The organism is Microbacterium sp. Bi121, from assembly GCF_918698005.1.
In the GTDB taxonomy this organism is placed as follows: Bacteria; Actinomycetota; Actinomycetes; order Actinomycetales; family Microbacteriaceae; genus Microbacterium.
The window spans coordinates 288834-307770 of the sequence record NZ_CAKKLJ010000005.1; the positions used below are offsets into that span (position 1 = coordinate 288834).

Consider the following 18937-nt stretch of genomic DNA (forward strand, 5'->3'; position numbering starts at 1 on the left):
CTCTCATTCTACGAGCGGATGCTGACGATCAATCCGAGTCGACGAATCGCACTCCGGAGGGGCGAGCGCCCAGTGATGCTTCGGTCAACGCCGTGCGCGCGGCTGACATCGCCACCGAGCCTCCGTAGCCGCGACGGGCGAGCTGCCCCATGAGTCGACGCAGTGCCGTGTCGAAGTCGAGGCGGGAGAGGGACCGCGCTTTCGTCCGCGCGAACTCGAGGGCCCGGTCGGCGTCATCATCCGGGAGGTCGCCGAGCGCAGTATCGATGACATCGCGTGCGATACCGCGCTGCGCCAGGGCTCGGGATAGCGCCACTCGCCCCTGTCCCTTGCGCTCGACACCGGAGATCACCAGATGCTCCGCCAGGAGCGCATCGTCGAGGTACCCGCGTTCGCAGAACCGGTCGATGATGTCGTCGACGGCCGCGGCGCTGAGGTCGTGGCCCCGGAGCACGCCTCTGGCCTCGGAGATCGACAGCGAGCGCGCGCGAAGCTTGCGAACCAGTGCCTCTTCTGCCTTCTGCGCTGTCTGGTCGGGAACGCGCTCCCCCGACCAGACAGCCGGTGCATGCTGCTCATGAATGACAGAGCGCTTCGCCGGGGTCTGGGTCGGCTCCTCGATCGCATCGGTGGCAGGCAATGCGGAAGCCCGAACGACACGGTCGCCGAAGAGGGGAATGACGGGGGCGAGGCGGTCCACGCCCCCGTCATCGTGATCCTGAGTCATCAGGCCGGGCGACGCTGAGCCAGCTCGTCAGCAGCCGGTGCGGCCTCGGCCGCCGCGGCACCGCCGATGCCGAGCTTCTGCTTGATCTGCGTCTCGATCGTCAGCGCGATGTCGGGGTTCGCGATCAGGAAGTTGCGGGCGTTCTCCTTGCCCTGTCCGAGCTGATCGCCGTCGTAGGTGTACCAGGAGCCGGACTTCTTCACGATGCTGTGCTCGACGCCGAAATCGATCAGGCTGCCCTCGCGTGAGATGCCGACACCGTAGAGGATGTCGAACTCGGCCTGCTTGAAGGGCGGGGCCATCTTGTTCTTGACGACCTTGACGCGCGTGCGGTTTCCGACCGCGTCGGTGCCGTCCTTGAGGGTCTCGATACGACGGATGTCCATACGGACCGACGCGTAGAACTTCAGCGCCTTTCCACCGGCGGTGGTCTCGGGGGAGCCGAAGAACACGCCGATCTTCTCGCGCAACTGGTTGATGAAGATCATGGTCGTGTTGGTCTGGTTCAGGCCACCGGTGAGCTTGCGCAGCGCCTGCGACATGAGGCGCGCCTGCAGACCCACGTGCGAGTCGCCCATCTCGCCCTCGATCTCGGCGCGCGGCACGAGGGCCGCGACGGAGTCGATGACGATGAGGTCGATGGCGCCGGATCGAACCAGCATGTCGGCGATCTCGAGCGCCTGCTCACCCGTGTCCGGCTGAGACACCAGCAGCGCGTCGATGTCGACACCGAGCTTCTTGGCGTACTCGGGGTCGAGCGCGTGCTCGGCGTCGATGAAGGCCGCGATACCGCCGGCGCGCTGTGCGTTGGCGATCGCGTGCAGGGTCAGCGTCGTCTTACCCGACGACTCAGGGCCGTAGATCTCCACGATTCGTCCACGCGGAAGACCGCCGACGCCGAGGGCGACGTCGAGGGCGATGGAGCCTGTCGGGATGACGGCGACAGGCGCGCGCTCATCACTGCCCAGTCGCATGACCGAGCCCTTTCCGAACTGCCGATCGATCTGGGCGAGAGCTGATTCCAGAGACTTCTCGCGGTCTGCGGTGGTTGGCATGACGTGCTCCTCATGTGTTCGCGTGGTGCCGCCTGTAGGCTGTCGCGGCCGCCCCGGCTGGGGCGCACTCTCCGACAAGGCGTATGGCTTTTCGGCCTGTGATCACCGTAAGAGGCACCTCCGACATCGCGTCGGAAACTCCACGAACAGTGGATGACAGCACGTCCAAACCACTTGTGCAGAACGATACGCGCACTTCGAACACATCTTCGACGACACGCCGATCCGGCCGCGCGTCGGCTCAGCGGCGGCGCGGCTCCAGCCGTCCGACACCGTAGCGGCGCTCGGCGGGGACGTCGGTCTCCGCACAGAGCGCCAACCAGATGTCGCGCGGGGGAACACCGGCATCGAGGGCCTCAGCGGCGGTCCGGTTCCCCACCGCGCCGAGCACCAGGTCGTTCATGATCGCGACGGCACGCGCACCGAACTCATCTTCGACCGCACGAAGAAACTCGCTTCGTCGCATCCGCTCTCAGAATCCGTCGTCGCGTCAGTGCAGCGACAGCTCGGGCTCAACCGACGCCACGAGGTCGTCGGGAACCACATCGGGGAAGACCTGGATGCCCTCGAGCACCGAGATGCGGTCGCCCACTTCACGCATGATCATGGAGATGGGAACGTCGAGCGCTTCTGCGACGGAGGCGAGGATCTCGCTGGATGCTTCCTTCTGGCCGCGTTCGACTTCGCTGAGGTATCCGAGCGCGACCGAGGCCTTGCTCGCGACCTGCCGAAGCGTGCGACCCTTCTGCAGGCGGAAGTCCCTCAGCACATCGCCGATTTCCTGCCGTACAAGAATCATCGGAACCTCCTCTCCATTCGCGTCACCGGAGTCTCCTCCGAGCGGATCGCCAGTCTAACGCGACTCCCTGCTGAAAACGCTACCGTTTCACGCTGTGGTTTCGTTGAGAACGACACATGTGTGAGAACGCGAACCTCCGGTCGGCTATTCCCCGAGCGTCGCCAGTGCCATTGCGATCGCTGCGCCAACCGACTCGGCACGGATGGCTGCCCGATCGCCGGCGAAACGGAACTCCTCGGTGCGCACGCCGTCAGACGTCGCAACGGCGATGTGGACGGTACCGACCGGCTGTCCGTCCGGCGAGTCCGGTCCGGCGATACCGGTGGTCGAGATGCCCATGTCCGCCGGGCGACCATCCACCTGAACGGCTGTCCGCACGCCGATCGCCATCTGCGCGGCGACTTCGGCGCGCACAGGTCCGTACTCGTCCAGGAAGGCAGCATCCACGCCCAGCAGAGACGCCTTCACCGGCGTCGCGTAGGCGACCACTCCGCCCAGCAGCGTAGCGGAGGCGCCCGGTACGGAGACGATCTCAGCCGTGAGCGCTCCGCCGCTGAGGGACTCGGCCACTCCGAGCGTCCAACCACGCGCGGTCAGCGCCGCGATCAGCCGTGCGGCCTCGCTCATGCTCGGTCTGCGCGAGATCCGCGCACCTGCGAGATGACGTAATCGACGCCGCTTGCGACGGTGAGCACGAGGGTGGCGTACATCAGCACGATGCCGATGCCGGTCCACCAGTCCATGCCGATCCACTGATGCAGCGGCAGGAGCCACCAACCGAGCGCGACACCCTGGAATGCGGTCTTGAGCTTGCCCATCCACGCCGCAGCCACGATGTGATTGCCGGCGACGATGAAGCGGTGCACCGTGATGCCCCACTCGCGGATGAGGATGACGATGACGACCCACCAGGGCCACTCCGCGAGGATGGCGAGTCCGACGAATCCGGCACCGGTGAGCAGCTTGTCAGCGATCGGGTCCCAGAGCTTGCCGAAGTCGCTGACGATGTCGTACCTGCGCGCAAGGTATCCGTCGACCCAGTCGGTCGAGATCGCCAGCACGAACAGGGCGCCGGCGACCCAGCGGATGACCACGTCCTCGGCCCCGTACGTGCCGCCGAGCAGGAGAAGCACGAAGAAGACGACGGCGAGCGGGATGCGGGCGATCGTGATCGCGTTCGGCAACTGCCGTGGGATGGCCATCAATCGCGACCCGTCAGACCCCAGGCGTCCTCATCGCCCTGGTCCTCGTCGACTACGGGCTTCCCGTCGAACTGCGCCTCGATCGGATCGCGCCCGTAGTCGACGGACTCGGCAGCCGGGGCCGCAGCAGCGGCAGCAGGGGCAGCGGGCGCGGCAGAAGCCGGGGCATCCTGCCCGCGGAGCTTCGCCATCACCGCAGGCAGCTGCTCGGCGGTCACGAGCACGTCGCGCGCCTTCGACCCCTCGGACGGCCCGACGATCTCGCGGGATTCGAGCAGGTCCATCAGGCGGCCCGCCTTCGCGAAGCCGACGCGGAGCTTGCGCTGCAGCATCGACGTCGAGCCGAACTGCGACGACACGACGAGCTCGGCCGCGGCGAGCAGCACCTCGAGGTCGTCGCCGATGTCTTCGTCGACCTCCTTCTTCTTCGCCGGATCCATCGCCTCTTGAACGTCAGCGCGGTACTCGGGTCGCGCCTGGGCCGTCACGTGCTTGACGACGGCGTCGATCTCGCTCTCCTCGACCCAGGCGCCCTGCAGCCGGAACGGCTTTGACGATCCCATCGGCGAGAACAGGGCATCGCCCTGGCCGATGAGCTTGTCGGCACCTGGCGCGTCGAGGATGACCCGGCTGTCCGTGACGCTCGTCACGGCGAATGCCAGGCGGGAGGGCACGTTGGCCTTGATGAGACCGGTGACGACGTCGACGCTCGGACGCTGCGTCGCGAGGACCAGGTGGATACCGGACGCGCGGGCGAGCTGCGTGATGCGCACGATCGAGTCCTCGACGTCGCGCGGGGCGACCATCATGAGGTCGGCGAGCTCGTCGACCACGACGAGCAGATACGGGTACGGCTTGAGCACGCGTTCACTGCCGACCGGCACCTCGACCTCACCGGCGCGGACGGCCTTGTTGAAGTCATCGATGTGACGGAATCCGAACGACGCGAGGTCGTCGTACCGCATGTCCATCTCCTTCACCACCCACTGCAGAGCCTCTGCGGCCTTCTTCGGATTGGTGATGATGGGCGTGATCAGGTGGGGCACACCCGCGTAGCTGGTGAGCTCCACGCGCTTGGGGTCGATCAGGACCATGCGCACGTCAGCCGGGCGCGCGCGCATCAGCAGGCTCGTGATCATCGAGTTCACGAAGCTCGACTTACCCGATCCCGTGGACCCTGCCACCAGCAGGTGCGGCATCTTGGCGAGGTTCGCGACGACGAAGTTGCCGCCGACGTCCTTGCCGACGCCGACTGTGAGCGGATGAGCGCTCTTCTGCGCGGCTGCGGAGCGGATCACGTCGCCGAGGGCGACGGTCTCGCGGTCGGTGTTCGGGATCTCGATGCCGATCGCGCTCTTGCCGGGGATCGGCGAGAGGATGCGCACGTCGTTGGATGCCACGGCATAGGCGATGTTGTTGCTGAGCTGAGTGATCTTCTCGACCTTGACGCCGTGGCCGACCTCGACCTCGTACTGCGTCACCGTCGGGCCGCGCGAGAAGCCCGTCACCTTGGCGTCGACCTTGAACTGGGTCAGCACGCTCGTGATCTGCTCGACGATCCTGTCGTTCGCCTCGGAGCGTGCGACGGACGGGGGGCCCTCGCTCAGCACGCCGGGCGACGGGAGGACGTACGGAGTGCTGGGCGCCTGCAGACCCCGGTCGCCGGGGCCCTCTGTGCCGAAACCGGAGAGGCCTGGGAGCTCCGGCTGTTCGCCGGTGTCACCGGAGTCGTCGAGCAGCGCGGTGCTGCCGTGCTTGCCGAGGCCAGCCATGACGCCCTCGACGTCGGTGAGCACTTCGGTAGCGGCATCCGAAGCGTCGGCCAGGATCACGGCCTGGTCGTAGGCGTTGTTGTCGTACGGCTCGTCCGTCGGCGTGAGCAGCTCGGTCAGATCCTGCGAGCCGATCCCCTCGTCCGGGTCCTCTTCGCGACCGCTCTTGTTACGACGCCACCACGGCAGGGAGTCGTCCTCGGCGATCTCGACGAGGTCACCCGAATCGCCATCGGCGCTGCCGCTCTCCGCTCTCTCCGGGCGCTCGGCGCCGAACATCCAGGCGTACAGATCGCCGAGACGCGCGCCGATCTTGTTCGGCGGAGTCTTGGTGATGATCAGGATGCTGAGCAGCGCCAGCAGCCCCAGAACGATATAGGCGACGATGTCGGTCAGATACGACAGCGGCTCGCCCAGCATCCAGCCGAACAGTCCTCCTGCGGCGCTGAGCGCCGGCATGCCCTGCTTGGGCTCCGGCTGTCCGCCGGCCACGTGGCAGATGCCGGCGATCGAGATGACGAACAGGCCGAAGCCGATGCCGATGCGACCGTTGTCGTGGACGGAAGACGGATGCCGGAACAGCCACCCTGCGAGGATCAGCAGCATCACCGGCATGAGGAACGCGGTGCGGCCGATCAGCCCGCCGACGGTGTACGCGCTGATGTTCTGCGCGATCTCGTTGCCGATGAAGAACCACTCGTCGACCGCGCCGAGGCAGGCCAGGATCACCAGCAGGAACGGGAACCCGTCACGACGCTGGTCCTTCTCGAGAGCCTCGGGGCCGAACGCCCGGAACAGCCCGCCGACGCCGTGCGCGAGTCCGATCCATGCGCGCACGATGAGCGCGGGCTTGTCGTCCTCGTCGATGTACTTCTTCGGAGCAGCCGGGATCTTCTTCGTCGGAGCCGTCTGCCCCTTGGCGCGCGCCTGAGTCTTCTCCGACGCGCGCGAGGTCTTCGTGGTGCTCCTGGCCATACCCACAGACTACGTTCGGGTGCCGACACAGCCGCGTAATGACGCGGCTTTCCAGACGATCCGGCAGCCCGAACGAACCGTGACGATCAGGCTTCGATGACGAGAGGGACGATCATCGGACGACGGCGCAGCTTCTGGTTGACCCAGCGTCCGATCGTGCGACGGACGACCTGCGAGAGCGCGTGCGTGTCGCGGACGCCGTTGCCGGACGCCTCCTTGAGCGCTGCGACGATCTTCGGCACGACGTCCTCGAACACCGCATCGTCCTCGGCGATCCCTCGGGCGTGGATCTCAGGGCCCGTGATGATGCGCCCGGTGGCGGCATCCACCACGACGATGATCGAGACGAAGCCCTCCTCGCCCAGGATCCGGCGGTCCTTGAGGTCGGCGTCCGTGATCTCGCCGACCGTGGAGCCGTCCACGTACACGAAGCCGATGTCGTACTGACCTGCGACGCGCGCGTCACCGTCCTTGAGGTCGATGATCGTGCCGTTCGACGCGAGGAACGTGTTCTCGACCGGGATGCCTGTTTCCTGGGCGAGCTTGGCGTTCGCCATCAGGTGCCGGTACTCGCCGTGCACGGGGAGCACGTTCTTGGGCCTGAGGATGTTATAGCAGTAGATCAGCTCGCCGGCGGCGGCGTGACCGGAGACGTGCACACGGGCGTTGGCCTTGTGCACGACGTTCGCACCGAGCTTGGTGAGGCCGTCGATCACGCGGTACACCGCGTTCTCGTTGCCGGGGATGAGGCTCGAGGCGAGGATGACGGTGTCCCCCTCCCCCGGCTCGATCGCGTGATCCAGGTTCGCCATGCGACTGAGCACGGCCATCGGCTCGCCCTGGGATCCCGTCGACATGTAGACGATCTTGTCGTCTGGCAGGTCCTTGGCCTTCTTGTAGTCGATGAGCACGTTCTCCGGCACCTTCAGGTAGCCGAGGTCTGCGGCGATGCCCATGTTGCGGACCATGCTGCGGCCGAGCAGTGCGACGCGGCGGCCGTTCGCGTGAGCGGCGTCGAGCACCTGCTGCACGCGATGAACGTGGCTCGAGAAGCTCGCGACGATCACTCGCCGCTGCGCCTTGGCGATCACCTGATCGAGCACCGGCCCGATCGAGCGCTCCGTCGGCGTGAAGCCAGGGACATCGGCGTTGGTGGAGTCGACGAGGAACAGGTCGACGCCCTCTTCACCGAGACGCGAGAAGGCGCGCAGGTCGGTGATGCGACCGTCCAGCGGCAGCTGGTCCATCTTGAAGTCGCCTGTTGCGAGGACGAGGCCGGCCGGAGTGCGGATCGCGACGGCGAGGGCGTCCGGAATCGAGTGGTTCACCGCGACGAACTCGAGGTCGAACGGTCCGACCTTCTCGTGCTGCCCCTCCTTCACCGTGAGGGTGAAGGGCTTGATCCGATGCTCCTTGAGCTTCGCCTCGACGAGAGCCAGCGTCAGACCCGAGCCGATCAGCGGGATGTCGCTCTTCAGGCGGAGCAGGTACGGGACCGCGCCGATGTGGTCCTCGTGACCGTGCGTGAGCACGACGCCGACGATGTCGTCGAGGCGGTCCTTGATCGGCTCGAAGTCCGGCAGGATCAGGTCGACACCTGGCTGGTGATCCTCGGGGAACAGCACTCCGCAGTCCACGATGAGGATCTTGCCGTCGAACTCGAAGGTCGTCATGTTGCGGCCGACCTCGCCGAGCCCGCCGAGCGGGATGATGCGGAGCGTTCCCTCCGCGAGCTGTTCAGGGGCGGCGATGGGAATGGACATTCATGTCTCCTCAGTCGAGCACCTGCGGTGCTCGTGTTGCTGTGGGCGCCTTCTGCGCCCGTCGCCTTCACGTATGTGTCAGCGGGTGGTGCCGTGCACCTTCGGAAGCGCGCCGCCGGCGGCCGCATTGCGGTCGGGGCGGAAGTTCGAGAAATCAGCGCCGGTCACATCCTTGACGAGAGCCAGCTCGTCCTCGATGAGAGCGGCCTCCCACTCCTCCGGCCCCACCAGGGGCAGGCGGACGCGGGGGCTGGAGATGCGGCCGAGGCCGTGCAGGATGTACTTCGCCGAAACAGTGCCGGGCACGTGGGTCATCGTGGCCCGCACCAGCGGCTCCAGGCGCTTGTGCTCGGCCGTCGCGGTTGCGAGGTCGCCGCGGTTCACGGCATCCATGATCGTGCGATACGGCGCCGCGGTGATGTTCGCGGTCACGCCGATGAGACCGGACGCGCCGATCGCCAGGTGCGGGAGCACATTGGCGTCGTCGCCGGAGAAGTACATCAGGTCGGTCTGGTTCAGCACTCGGCTGACCTCGCTGAAGTCGCCCTTGGCGTCCTTCACGGCGAGGATGTTGGGATGCTTGGCCAGGCGCAGGATCGTCTCGTACTTGATCGGGACGCCCGTTCGGCCTGGGATGTCGTAGAGGATGACCGGCAGATCGGTGGCATCGGCGACGAGTCGGAAGTGCGTGAGGATGCCGGCCTGCGTGGGCTTGTTGTAGTAAGGCGTGACGATCATGATGCCGTCGGCGCCGGCCTTCTCGCTGGCTTTGTACAGCTCGATGGCGTGCGCCGTCTCGTTCGATCCACCGCCCGTGATGATCTTCGCGCGTCCGGCGGACACCGATCGGCCCACCTCGACGAGCTTGAGCTTCTCCGGGTCGGTGAGGGTCGATGTCTCCCCCGTCGTGCCGGTGACGACGATGCCGTCCGCACCGGCGCCGATCACGTCATCCATGTGCTTCTCGGTGGCGGCCCAATCGACTTCGCCGTCTGCCGTCATCGGAGTGACGAGCGCGACGAGGACCTGACCGAAGGGGTTGTCCGAGTGCGTCATGCTCCCAGCGTATCGGTTTCGGCCCTGCCTGACCGCGCCGGATAGGCTCGCGTTCATGACCTGGCAGACCGAGGATTCCCGCGTCGTGTACGAGAATCCGTGGATCTCCGTTCGAGAGGACGCCGTGACCGGGCCTGCCGGCGACGGCATCTACGGCGTCGTGACCCTGCGCAACCCCGCCGTGTTCATCGTGGCTCTGGATGAGACCGACCGGGTCTGCCTCGTCACCCTCGACCGCTACACGGTGGGGCGATCCATCGAGGTCCCTGCCGGCGGCAGCGACGGCGAGGATCCGCTGACCGCCGCGCAGCGAGAGTTGCGCGAAGAGACCGGCCTGCAGGCTGAGCAGTGGACGCCGATCGGCACCATGAACGCCTTGAACGGAGTCACGGTCGCGCCGGAGCACGTGTTCCTCGCGCGCGGCCTGAGCGGCGCCGCCGCCGACGTGGAGGATGCCGAGGACGAAGGCATCGAAGAGGTGTCATGGGTGCCGTTCTCAGACGCGCTGGCCATGGTGGCCGACGGCCGCATCACCGACGGTGAGACCGTGGCTGCGCTGGCATACGCCGGCATCCATCTCGGACGATTCGTGTAACGGGGCAGCCCGCGGTTCAGACGCGCCCGCGGCGAGCGGCGCCTGCCGTGAGCGCCGACGGCAGCACGCGCGTCAGCGCCACGACCGCCTTGTAGCGGAGCGAAGGGACGGACACGGCCTTGCCGCGTGCGGCATCTCTGAGCCCTTCACGGACGACATCAGGCGCGTTCAGCCACCCGATTGCGGGGATCCCCTCGTGACCCGGTGCGAGGCCCATCCGCTCATGGAAGGTCGTGTGCGTGAATCCTGGACACACCGCGGTCACCGTCACGCCGTCACGGGAGTACTCCGCGTTCGCCCATCGGCTGAAGCCGATCAGCCACTGCTTGCACGCCGAATAGGTCGACCTGGAGATGAATCCGGCGACGGATGCCACGTTGATGATCCGCCCGCCGCGACCGCGCATCGCGCCGAGCGCGGCGTGCATGAGCCGCATCGGCGCTTCGACGTGGATGCGAAGGTGCCGCACCTCGTCTTCGATGTCGTTGTCTGCGAAGTGCAGCGGGAGTCCGAATCCGGCGTTGTTCACGAGGACGTCGATCGGATGCTCCGTGTCGCTGACGCGGGTCACGACGCTCTGCATCCCTTCCGCGGTCACCAGGTCTGCGGCGAGGACCTCGACGGCGATGCCGTTCGCTTCGCGGAGTTCCGCTGCCAACGCCTCGAGCGAGCCGGCCGAGCGTGCGACGACGACGAGATCGGCACCGCGTGCGGCGAGCTGGCGTGCGAACTCAGCGCCGAGGCCGGCGCTCGCACCCGTGATCAGCGCGACGGGCATCAGCGCTCGTACCCCAGGAACCGGTAGCGGATGCCGCTGCGGGACGTTCGCCACTCCCCCTCGTCGACGAGCCGCCAACCCTCCTTCGAAGGTGCATAGGCGTCTCCGGCCACCTCGAGATCGAGCTCGGTGACCTCCAGTCGGTCGGCGTCGCCGATCACCTGGGCGAAGATCTCGGCCCCGCCGATGATCCACACCTTGTCGAGACCGCGGACGGCGGCGGGCAGATCCGCCGCGCGGCTGGCGCCTTTCGCCTCCCAGTCCTGCTGGCGCGTGATCACGATGTTCTCGCGGCCGGGCAGCGGGCGGAAGCGCTCGGGCAACGAGTCCCACGTTTTGCGCCCCATCACGACCGGGGCGGTGATCGTGACGTCCTTGAAGTGCGCCAGATCCTCCGGGACGTGCCACGGCATCCCGCCCTCTGCACCGATGACGCCGCCGGCGGCCTCGGCCCAGATCAGACCGACCCAGGTCATACGGCCACCGCCGCACGGATCGCGGGGTGGTGCTGGTAGTCCTCGATGACGAGATCGTCGTACGCGTAGTCGAAGATGGACTCCGGCTTCCGCGCGAACCGCAGCGTCGGGTACGGATATGCCTCACGCGAGAGCTGCTCCCGCACCTGGTCGACGTGGTTGTCGTACACGTGGCAGTCGCCGCCGGTCCAGACGAGGTCGCCGGGCTCGAGACCTGCCTGTTGGGCGATCATCATCGTCAGCAGCGCGTAGCTGGCGATGTTGAACGGCACGCCGAGGAACATGTCCGCGCTCCGCTGGTACAGCTGGCACGAGAGTCTGCCGTCCGCGACGTAGAACTGGAAGAGCGCGTGGCAGGGCGCGAGGGCCATGTCGGGGATGTCGGCGGGATTCCACGCCGAGACGATGAGGCGCCGGGAATCCGGTGTCGCGCCGATCTGCTCGACGACCTGGGACAGCTGGTCGATGTGACCGCCGTCCGGTGTCGGCCACGAACGCCACTGCACGCCGTACACCGGCCCGAGCTCGCCGTCGGCATCGGCCCACTCGTCCCAGATCGTGACGCCGTTCTCCTGCAGCCAGGACACGTTCGAGTCTCCGCGCAGGAACCAGAGCAGCTCGTAGGCGATCGACTTGAAATGCACGCGCTTGGTGGTGATGAGCGGGAAGCCCTGCGACAGGTCGAACCGGATCTGACGACCGAAGACACTGGTGGTGCCGGTTCCGGTGCGATCGTCCTTGTGCGTGCCGGTCTCGAGCACGTCTCGGAGCAGATCTTCGTACGGCGTGGGGACGGCTTCGCTCATGCCTCACACGATACCCGGCGTCCGTCATGAGCGGTCATATCCGCGCCCTGGTCCGCGTGGTCGCCCTATCCTCGGAGCATGTCCGTCACGACCGCGCTTCTGATCGCCGGCGCTCTCGTGGTGCTCACCGCCGTGGCCGGGATCGCGCTCCGCGCGCAGGACGGACGCACGCGCACCGGCGGCGGCGTCCTGGTCCGTGCCGACGACCTGCCCGGCGGGCTTCCTGCATCGGCCGCGCTCGTGCAGTTCAGCACCGAGCTGTGCGCGCGGTGCCCGCAGGTACGGCGCCTGCTCGGCGAGATCGCCGGAAATCGGAGCATCCCCCACCTCGAGGTGGACCTCACCACGCGCAGCGACCTCGCGACGAGATACCACGTCCTGCAGACACCGACGACGATCCTCATCGATGCATCCGGCAGAGTCGTGTCCCGCTGGGGAGGCGTTCCGGATCGACGGTCGATCGATGAGGCCGTCAGCGCTCTTGTCGGCGCTCCGTCGGCCCCCCTTCAGAATCAGGAGCAGTCATGACCGGTCCCGCTGGAATCGATCCGAGAGGCCCCCGCTTCGCCGCGACGATCACGTCCGTGCTGCTGCTCGCAGCCCTGGTGCTGAACCTCGTCGGCCTGTCGGAGGCGCCCAGGGCCCTCGGCCCCGGTTTCGTGCTGCTCCTCATCATCGCCCTGCTGTTCCTCTGGGGCGCGGCGTGGCCGCGCACGGCGCCCTGGGGGGCGATCTTCCGCCGGTTCGTCCGGCCACGGCTGTCGGCTCCCGCAGAGTTGGAAGACCCCCGGCCGCCGCGCTTCGCACAGGGCGTCGGACTCGCGGTTGTCGGCATCGGACTCGTCCTGCATCTGATCGGGGTTCCGTTGGCGCTCCCGATCGCAACCGGCGCCGCCTTCATCGCTGCCTTCCTCAACGCCGCCTTCTCGTTCTGCCTCGGATGCCAGATCTACCTGCTGCTGCAGCGTGCCGGGGTGGTCGGTCGCCGGGCTCCCGCGGTCTGAGCGCCGGTTCCCCGCAGGTCGCGTGGTCGATAGGCTGGCCGAACACCAGCCACGACCCCTGGAGGAATCATGCCCGTCACCAGCGAAGCAGCCACGACCTGGACCGGTTCTCTCACGGAGGGATCGGGAACCGTTCGATTCTCGTCGTCGAACCTCGGCACCTTCCCCATCGATTGGAAGTCGCGCAGCGAGGGCTCCGAGACGACCACCACGCCGGAAGAGCTCATCGCCGCAGCGCACGCATCGTGCTTCTGCATGGCGCTCTCGCACGCGCTGTCCGAGAACGGCACTCCGCCGGAGCGCGTCGACACCACGGCGTCGGTGACGTTCAAGCCGGGAACCGGAATCACCGGCAGCCACCTGAACGTGAATGCGAAGGTGCCAGGGCTCACGGCGGAGCAGTTCCAGGAGATCGCCGAGGGCGCGAAGACAGGGTGCCCGGTGTCTCAGGCGCTCTCAGGCATCGAGATCACCCTCGAGGCGACACTCGCCTGACCCTTCGACAGGCTCAGGGACCGATTCAGCGGACCTTCGCGAGCCTGATCGCCTCGCGGATGCTCGCGCGGGCGTCCTTGCGGCGCCCCGCGGCATCCTGCACCACACCGAGGCGGTAACGGGCTCGCCAGTCGGCCGCAGAAGCCTCAGCCTCGGCCGTGTAGCGCTGGACGAGCGGCTCGGCGTCCGACTTCGCCAGGCGCCCGCTCGGGCTCAGCTCCGTCTCCGCTGCCGGCATCCCGCCTTCGGCATCCAGCCGCGTGCCGAGCCGATCCGCGCTGATGCCGAACTGGATCTCGCGGACGAGGGCCCATGCTCCGATCAACGGCAGCACGATGAGCGCGACGCCCATGGCGATGCCGATGGGTTCGCCGCTGGTCAGGTACAGATACGACCACTGGCCGGTGAGGACGAAATAAAGGATCAGGCACAGCCCGACGACGATGACACCGGCTCTAGCCATCACGAGCGCGCCTGGATTCCGATGTCGATCATGTTCTCGAGGCCGACCACGACGCCGCGGGCCTCTGCGGCGTACGGCACAGCGAGGCGGATGCCGGGGGCATACGCCTGAGCGGACTCGACAGTGTCGTGCGTGATGATCAGAGACTCGCCGGGGCCGGAGAGGATCACATCCTGCCTGGCGATCACTCCTGGGCGTCGAAGGGAGTGCACCGGCACGCTCGCGACCTGCTGGCCACGGGCACGCTGGTCGGCGTGCGGCGCGCTGACGGGGCCCTGCTCTCCTCGAGCTGCGGCGATCAGCTCGGCCGTGCGCACGGCCGTGCCGCTCGGGGAGTCCACCTTCGTGTCCCGGTGCGCTTCGATGATCTCGGCGGAGGCGAAGAAGGGCGCAACGGCGGCGGCCAGGGCTGAACCGAGCACGGAGCCGAGCGAGAAGTTCGGGATGAAGACGGCTCCGGTGCCGGCCGACTCGACAAGAGGACGCATCAACGCGATGCGCTCGGCCGACCATCCGGATGTTCCGACCAGAACGTTGATGCCGCGCTCGATGGCCGCACGGACGACGTCGACGCTCACCTGCGGAGTCGAGGCGTCGACGACGAGGTCGGCACCGTCGAGCTCACGGAGGTCGCTCGACGAGTTCAGCACCCGGGCAACGTCGAAGCCGTCGAGCTCGCCGATCACCTGATGGATGATCGTGCCGAGCTTGCCTGAGCCGCCGACGAGTGCAACCTGCTTGGTCATGCGACCAGTCTATTTGCGCTCAGACCGGCATGGCGTCCGGCAGGCCGGTGCGCAGCTCCATCGGGAGGTGGCTCAACTCGTTGTGGTTGACCAGGGTCCAGGGGCGCCCGTGTTTCTGCCCGATCACGGTGAGCCCGCAATGCGCCTGGCTGAGAGTCATCCAGCGCCAGTCCGGCGCGCCGAGGACCTCTCGGACGAACCACGCGATGACGAAGTTGTGCGTGATGAGGACTTCGTGGACGTCGCCCTGCTTGCGCACGAGGAACTCGTTGACGGCATCCGCCATCTGAGCGCTGCCCGCCTCGATCTCGGCGTCGGTGACCGAGCCGAAGAATGACTCGTACACCGCTGGGGTGTCCTCCGTCATGCCGGTCGGCACGCAGTCGAACAGGAGCGCTGAGGGCTCGGGCGTCACGGACGGGAGTCGCTCTGCGATCGCGCGAGCGGTCTCGGTTGCCCGCAGCAGCGGCGAATGCCAGACGGCGTCCAGCGGGAGCCCAGAGAGCCGATCGGCGATCAGCTCGGCTTGACGCTGCCCCCGCGGGGAGAGGGGTCCGTCGTCGACACCGTGCTCGGCATCCTGATGTTCACCATGTCTGACCAGATATATGTAGTGCGTCACAACCCGCTCGCTTCGTCGCCAGCCTTTACAGAGGCGATTCCACCTTAGCCGGAGTTCGGAGAGCCTCGGCTCGTGTCGATCAGTTGCCGGCGCGAGTGAGCTCGGCGACCTGGGTACGCGACAATGCGATCCCCGCGCCCTGCATGAGCTCGTCGACATGGTCGGTGGCGAACGTGTTCACGATCGGTGCCACGACACTGCGCTGCGCGAGAAGCCACGCGATGGACACCGCGGCGACGGGCGCCTCCACCTCGGCCGCGACCTGGTCGAGCGCGCGGAGGATCCGGATGCCTCGACGATTCAGGTGGCCACGCAGCTGCTCGCCCCGCACACCCCGGGACATGTGCGCCTTGCTGCGATGCCGTCCGGAGAGGAACCCGTGCTCGAGCGCATGCGACGGCGTCACGGCGAGGCTCTGAGCCCCGGCGACGAGCCGCAGGTCGCCCTCGAACGCCTCACGACGGACGAGGTTGTACGGCTCATCGAGCGCCTCGATGCGCGGGTACCCGGCCGATGCCAGGATCCGGGCCTCGACCAGCCGTTCCGGGGCGAGCCCGAAGGCCCCGACCGTGCCGACCTTGCCGGCATCGCGGAGCCACTCGACTGTGGCGAGAGTGTCTTCGAGGTTCGTGTCGCGGTCGAGCGTGGCATCCAGATAGATCACGTCGATGCGTTCGATACCGAGCCGCGTGAGGGATGCTTCCACGGCGCGCACGAGGTTGGTGGACCCCAGCCCCGGGTTGTCGGCGTGGGAGCCGATCCGCACGCTGAGCACGGTGCGGTCGCGCAGGCCGCGTGAGCGCAGCCACTGCCCGATGATGTGCTCGCTGCGACCGCCCGAGAACCCGTCAGCGGTGTGGATCGCGTTGCCGCCGAACTCCACGTAGCGGTCGAGGATCGCGTGGCTCGTCTCGAGATCGACGTTCCAGCCGAACTCCGCCGCCCCGAGCATGAGAGGGAAGATCTGAATGCCGCTCTCACCGAGCGAGATCCGGATGCTCTCCCCCACCCCCGGCCCGACCACCGGGATGGGTGCTGAGGGGTGCTGTGCCCCGGTCTGGGCACGTGCGGACTGAGCATCAGCGGTTCCTGCGCCGAACAATCCCATCCTCACCACCCCCGAGGTGCACACCCTGCGGGTGCGTACTCAAAGGGTAAGCGAGAACGGCGAAGGCGCCGTCCATTGGCGCTAACGAGAGAGGAACTTCCGATAACGTTTCGGTCACGTCAGGCAGAGAAACGGCCCGGATTCCGCACCTGACGGGTGGAATCCGGGCCGTTCTCGGATGACTTAAGCGTCTGCGGACTCGGTCTCAGCAGCGTCGCCCGCCGCCTCGGCCGGAGCGTCGTCGAGCACGGGCTCGAGCGACAGCTTGCCGCGGTCGTCGATCTTGGTGATCTTGACGAGCAGCTTCTGGCCGACCGAGAGGACGTCGTCGACGTTCTCGACGCGCTTGCCACCGGCGAGCTTGCGCACCTCGGTGACGTGCAGCAGGCCGTCCTTGCCGGGCAGCAGCGAGATGAAGGCGCCGAACGAGGCGATCTTCACGACGGTGCCGAGGAACTGTTCGCCGACCTCCGGGTTGGTGGGGTTGGCGATCGCGTTCACCTGAGCACGAGCAGCCTCGGCCGAGGGGCCGTCGGTCGCGCCGATGTAGACGGTGCCGTCCTCCTCGATGGAGATCTGCGCGCCGGTCTCGTCCTGGATCGCGTTGATCGTCTTGCCCTTCGGGCCGATCAGCTCGCCGATCTTGTCGACCGGGATCTGAACGCTGATGACGCGAGGCGCGGTCGGCGCCATCTCGTCAGGAGCGTCGATGGCGGCGTTCAGGACGCTCAGGATCGTCAGACGTGCGTCCTTGGCCTGCGTCAGAGCGCCGGCGAGGACATCGGACGGGATGCCGTCGAGCTTCGTGTCGAGCTGGATGGCGGTGATGAACTCGCTCGTGCCTGCGACCTTGAAGTCCATGTCACCGAGGGCGTCCTCGGCTCCGAGGATGTCGGTCAGCGCGGCGTAACGGGTCTCGCCGTCGACCTCGTCGGAGACGAGGCCCATCGCGATGCCCGCGACGGCCGCACGCAGCGGCACACCGGCGTTCAGCAGCGACAGAGTAGACGCGCACACGGAGCCCATCGACGTCGAGCCGTTGGAGCTGAGAGCCTCAGACACCTGGCGGATCGCGTACGGGAACTCCTCACGGCTGGGCAGCACCGGCACGAGGGCGCGCTCGGCGAGGAAGCCGTGCCCGATCTCGCGACGCTTCGGCGACCCGACACGGCCGGTCTCACCGGTCGAGTAGGGCGGGAAGTTGTAGTGGTGCATGTAGCGCTTGCTCGTCGTCGGCGAAAGCGAGTCGATCTGCTGCTCCATCTTGAGCATGTTCAGCGTGGTGACGCCCATGATCTGGGTCTCACCGCGCTGGAAGATCGCCGAACCGTGAACGCGCGGGATGACCTGCACCTCTGCGTCGAGCGGACGGATGTCGGCGAGGCCACGGCCGTCCATGCGAACGCCCTCGGAGAGGATGCGTCCGCGGACGATGCCCTTGGTGACGGACTTGTACGCGCCGGAGACCTCGCCTGCGGCGGACTCGGGCAGCGTGCCTGCCTCGACGGCTGCGGCGACCTCGGCCTTGACACGGTCCTTGACCTCGTCATCGGCATTCTGACGCTCGACCTTGTCTGCGATCTGGTAGACCTTCTCGAGGTCTGCCGTCGCTGATGCGGCGATGAAGTCGTACGTGGCCTGCTCGTACGCCGGGAAGACCGGGTAGACACCAGGCTCCTTCGACGAGTGCGACGCCATCTCGGCCTGCGCCTCGACGAGCTGCTTCAGGAACGGCTTGGCGGCCTCGAGACCACCGGCGACGATGTCCTCGCTCGGCTTGACGGCGCCGCCCTTGATGAGGTTCCAGCTGTTCTCGGTGGCCTCGGCCTCGACCATCATGATCGCGACATCTTCGGTGCCGTCAGCCTTCTTGACCACGCGGCCGGCGACCATGAGGTCGAACACGGCCTCTTCGACCTGGGCCTGGTTCGGGAACGCGACCCACTGGTCGGCGTTCTCGCCGTGGCCGGGGATCAGCGCGAGGCGGACACCGGCGATCGGGCCGGAGAACGGCAGACCCGAAATCTGGGTCGACGCGGATGCCGCGTTGATGGCCAGTGCGTCGTAGTACTCGCCAGGGGCGATCGACAGGACGGTGATGACGATCTGGACCTCGTTGCGCAGGCCGTCGACGAACGACGGACGCAGCGGACGGTCGATCAGACGGCAGACGAGGATCGCCTCAGTCGAGGGACGACCCTCACGACGGAAGAACGAACCGGGGATCTTGCCCGCTGCGTACGAACGCTCTTCGACGTCGACGGTGAGCGGGAAGAAGTCGAAGCCTTCGCGCGGGTGCTTGCCGGCGCTGGTTGCGGAGAGAATCATCGTCTCTCCGTCGAGGTAAGCCGCAACCGAACCCTGTGCCTGCTGAGCGAGGCGACCGGTTTCGAAGCGGACAGTGCGAGTGCCGAAGCGGCCGTTGTCGAGAACGGCCTCGGCGGCAGTGATTTCAGGACCTTCCAAGAGGTCTCTCCTTCTTTGTTTAGACTCGT

21 protein-coding genes are annotated in these 18937 nt (G+C 67.2%); 4 read left to right on the top strand and 17 right to left on the bottom strand.

Going from position 1 to position 18937, the window contains the following annotated elements; all coding sequences use genetic code 11:
* Positions 1–28: 28 nt before the first annotated feature.
* From LQZ87_RS10400 to dapA, 9 genes are all read right to left on the bottom strand, one after another.
* Positions 29–727 carry a regulatory protein RecX gene (locus LQZ87_RS10400; protein WP_230103392.1) on the bottom strand — a complete coding sequence of 233 codons (699 nt, stop codon included), beginning with the start codon at positions 725–727 and terminating at the stop codon, positions 29–31.
* Positions 727–1782 carry a recombinase RecA gene (recA, locus tag LQZ87_RS10405; RefSeq protein ID WP_230103393.1) on the bottom strand — a complete coding sequence of 352 codons (1056 nt, stop codon included), beginning with the start codon at positions 1780–1782 and terminating at the stop codon, positions 727–729. Before recA ends, LQZ87_RS10400 begins: the two co-directional genes overlap by 1 nt.
* 241 nt (positions 1783–2023) lie before the next feature.
* Complete coding sequence (locus tag LQZ87_RS10410; RefSeq protein ID WP_230103394.1) at positions 2024–2248, bottom strand: DUF3046 domain-containing protein; 225 nt, start codon at positions 2246–2248, stop codon at positions 2024–2026.
* Between the two features lie 24 nt (positions 2249–2272).
* Positions 2273–2581: a helix-turn-helix transcriptional regulator gene (locus LQZ87_RS10415; protein ID WP_194422266.1), complete on the bottom strand. Its 309-nt coding sequence runs from the start codon at positions 2579–2581 to the stop codon at positions 2273–2275.
* 144 nt (positions 2582–2725) lie between these two features.
* Positions 2726–3208 carry a CinA family protein gene (locus tag LQZ87_RS10420; protein ID WP_230103395.1) on the bottom strand — a complete coding sequence of 161 codons (483 nt, stop codon included), beginning with the start codon at positions 3206–3208 and terminating at the stop codon, positions 2726–2728.
* The gene (gene pgsA / locus LQZ87_RS10425) at positions 3205–3783 is read right to left on the bottom strand and encodes a CDP-diacylglycerol--glycerol-3-phosphate 3-phosphatidyltransferase (protein ID WP_230103396.1); all 579 of its coding nucleotides are present in this window, start codon (positions 3781–3783) and stop codon (positions 3205–3207) included. The genes LQZ87_RS10420 and pgsA overlap by 4 nt, the downstream gene beginning before the upstream one ends.
* A complete protein-coding gene (locus LQZ87_RS10430; protein ID WP_230103397.1) occupies positions 3783–6530 on the bottom strand; it encodes a DNA translocase FtsK in 2748 nt (915 codons plus the stop codon). The genes pgsA and LQZ87_RS10430 overlap by 1 nt, the downstream gene beginning before the upstream one ends.
* Positions 6531–6616: 86 nt before the next feature.
* Positions 6617–8293 carry a ribonuclease J gene (locus tag LQZ87_RS10435; RefSeq protein WP_230103398.1) on the bottom strand — a complete coding sequence of 559 codons (1677 nt, stop codon included), beginning with the start codon at positions 8291–8293 and terminating at the stop codon, positions 6617–6619.
* A 78-nt stretch (positions 8294–8371) separates the two neighbouring features.
* A complete protein-coding gene (gene dapA, locus LQZ87_RS10440; protein ID WP_230103399.1) occupies positions 8372–9349 on the bottom strand; it encodes a 4-hydroxy-tetrahydrodipicolinate synthase in 978 nt (325 codons plus the stop codon).
* 55 nt (positions 9350–9404) lie between these two features.
* Here dapA and LQZ87_RS10445 point away from each other — a divergent pair, with 55 nt between their 5' ends.
* Positions 9405–9944 (top strand): NUDIX hydrolase, encoded by a 540-nt coding sequence (locus tag LQZ87_RS10445; RefSeq protein WP_230103400.1) that lies wholly within the window; start codon positions 9405–9407, stop codon positions 9942–9944.
* A gap of 16 nt (positions 9945–9960) precedes the next feature.
* Here LQZ87_RS10445 and LQZ87_RS10450 read toward each other — a convergent pair whose 3' ends face one another.
* The 3 genes from LQZ87_RS10450 to LQZ87_RS10460 are packed head-to-tail and all read right to left on the bottom strand — an operon-like array spanning position 9961 to position 12004.
* The gene (locus tag LQZ87_RS10450; protein ID WP_230103401.1) at positions 9961–10722 is read right to left on the bottom strand and encodes an SDR family NAD(P)-dependent oxidoreductase; all 762 of its coding nucleotides are present in this window, start codon (positions 10720–10722) and stop codon (positions 9961–9963) included.
* Positions 10722–11198: a dihydrofolate reductase gene (locus LQZ87_RS10455; protein ID WP_230103402.1), complete on the bottom strand. Its 477-nt coding sequence runs from the start codon at positions 11196–11198 to the stop codon at positions 10722–10724. Before LQZ87_RS10455 ends, LQZ87_RS10450 begins: the two co-directional genes overlap by 1 nt.
* On the bottom strand, positions 11195–12004 hold the full coding sequence (locus LQZ87_RS10460) for a thymidylate synthase (RefSeq protein WP_230103403.1): 810 nt from the start codon (positions 12002–12004) through the stop codon (positions 11195–11197). Before LQZ87_RS10460 ends, LQZ87_RS10455 begins: the two co-directional genes overlap by 4 nt.
* A 78-nt stretch (positions 12005–12082) precedes the next feature.
* On the opposite strand from LQZ87_RS10460, the gene LQZ87_RS10465 reads away from it, so the two are divergent.
* From LQZ87_RS10465 to LQZ87_RS10475, 3 genes are all read left to right on the top strand, one after another.
* On the top strand, positions 12083–12532 hold the full coding sequence (locus LQZ87_RS10465; protein ID WP_230103404.1) for a thioredoxin family protein: 450 nt from the start codon (positions 12083–12085) through the stop codon (positions 12530–12532).
* The gene (locus LQZ87_RS10470; RefSeq protein ID WP_230103405.1) at positions 12529–13008 is read left to right on the top strand and encodes a DUF4395 domain-containing protein; all 480 of its coding nucleotides are present in this window, start codon (positions 12529–12531) and stop codon (positions 13006–13008) included. The genes LQZ87_RS10465 and LQZ87_RS10470 overlap by 4 nt, the downstream gene beginning before the upstream one ends.
* Before the next feature lie 69 nt (positions 13009–13077).
* Positions 13078–13503, top strand: a complete 426-nt coding sequence (locus LQZ87_RS10475; protein ID WP_230103406.1) for an OsmC family peroxiredoxin — start codon at positions 13078–13080, stop codon at positions 13501–13503.
* Between the two features lie 25 nt (positions 13504–13528).
* Here the strand turns inward: LQZ87_RS10475 and LQZ87_RS10480 are convergent, their stop codons facing one another.
* The 5 genes from LQZ87_RS10480 to LQZ87_RS10500 form a co-directional block, all read right to left on the bottom strand.
* Complete coding sequence (locus LQZ87_RS10480) at positions 13529–13966, bottom strand: hypothetical protein (RefSeq protein WP_230103407.1); 438 nt, start codon at positions 13964–13966, stop codon at positions 13529–13531.
* Positions 13966–14712 carry a 4-hydroxy-tetrahydrodipicolinate reductase gene (gene dapB, locus LQZ87_RS10485; protein WP_230103408.1) on the bottom strand — a complete coding sequence of 249 codons (747 nt, stop codon included), beginning with the start codon at positions 14710–14712 and terminating at the stop codon, positions 13966–13968. Before dapB ends, LQZ87_RS10480 begins: the two co-directional genes overlap by 1 nt.
* Positions 14713–14731: 19 nt before the next feature.
* Positions 14732–15334, bottom strand: a complete 603-nt coding sequence (locus tag LQZ87_RS10490) for a histidine phosphatase family protein (protein WP_230103409.1) — start codon at positions 15332–15334, stop codon at positions 14732–14734.
* 79 nt (positions 15335–15413) lie between these two features.
* Positions 15414–16442: an aldo/keto reductase gene (locus LQZ87_RS10495; RefSeq protein ID WP_230103410.1), complete on the bottom strand. Its 1029-nt coding sequence runs from the start codon at positions 16440–16442 to the stop codon at positions 15414–15416.
* Positions 16443–16625: 183 nt separating this feature from the next.
* Positions 16626–18908, bottom strand: a complete 2283-nt coding sequence (locus LQZ87_RS10500) for a polyribonucleotide nucleotidyltransferase (protein ID WP_230103411.1) — start codon at positions 18906–18908, stop codon at positions 16626–16628.
* Positions 18909–18937 lie beyond the last annotated feature (29 nt).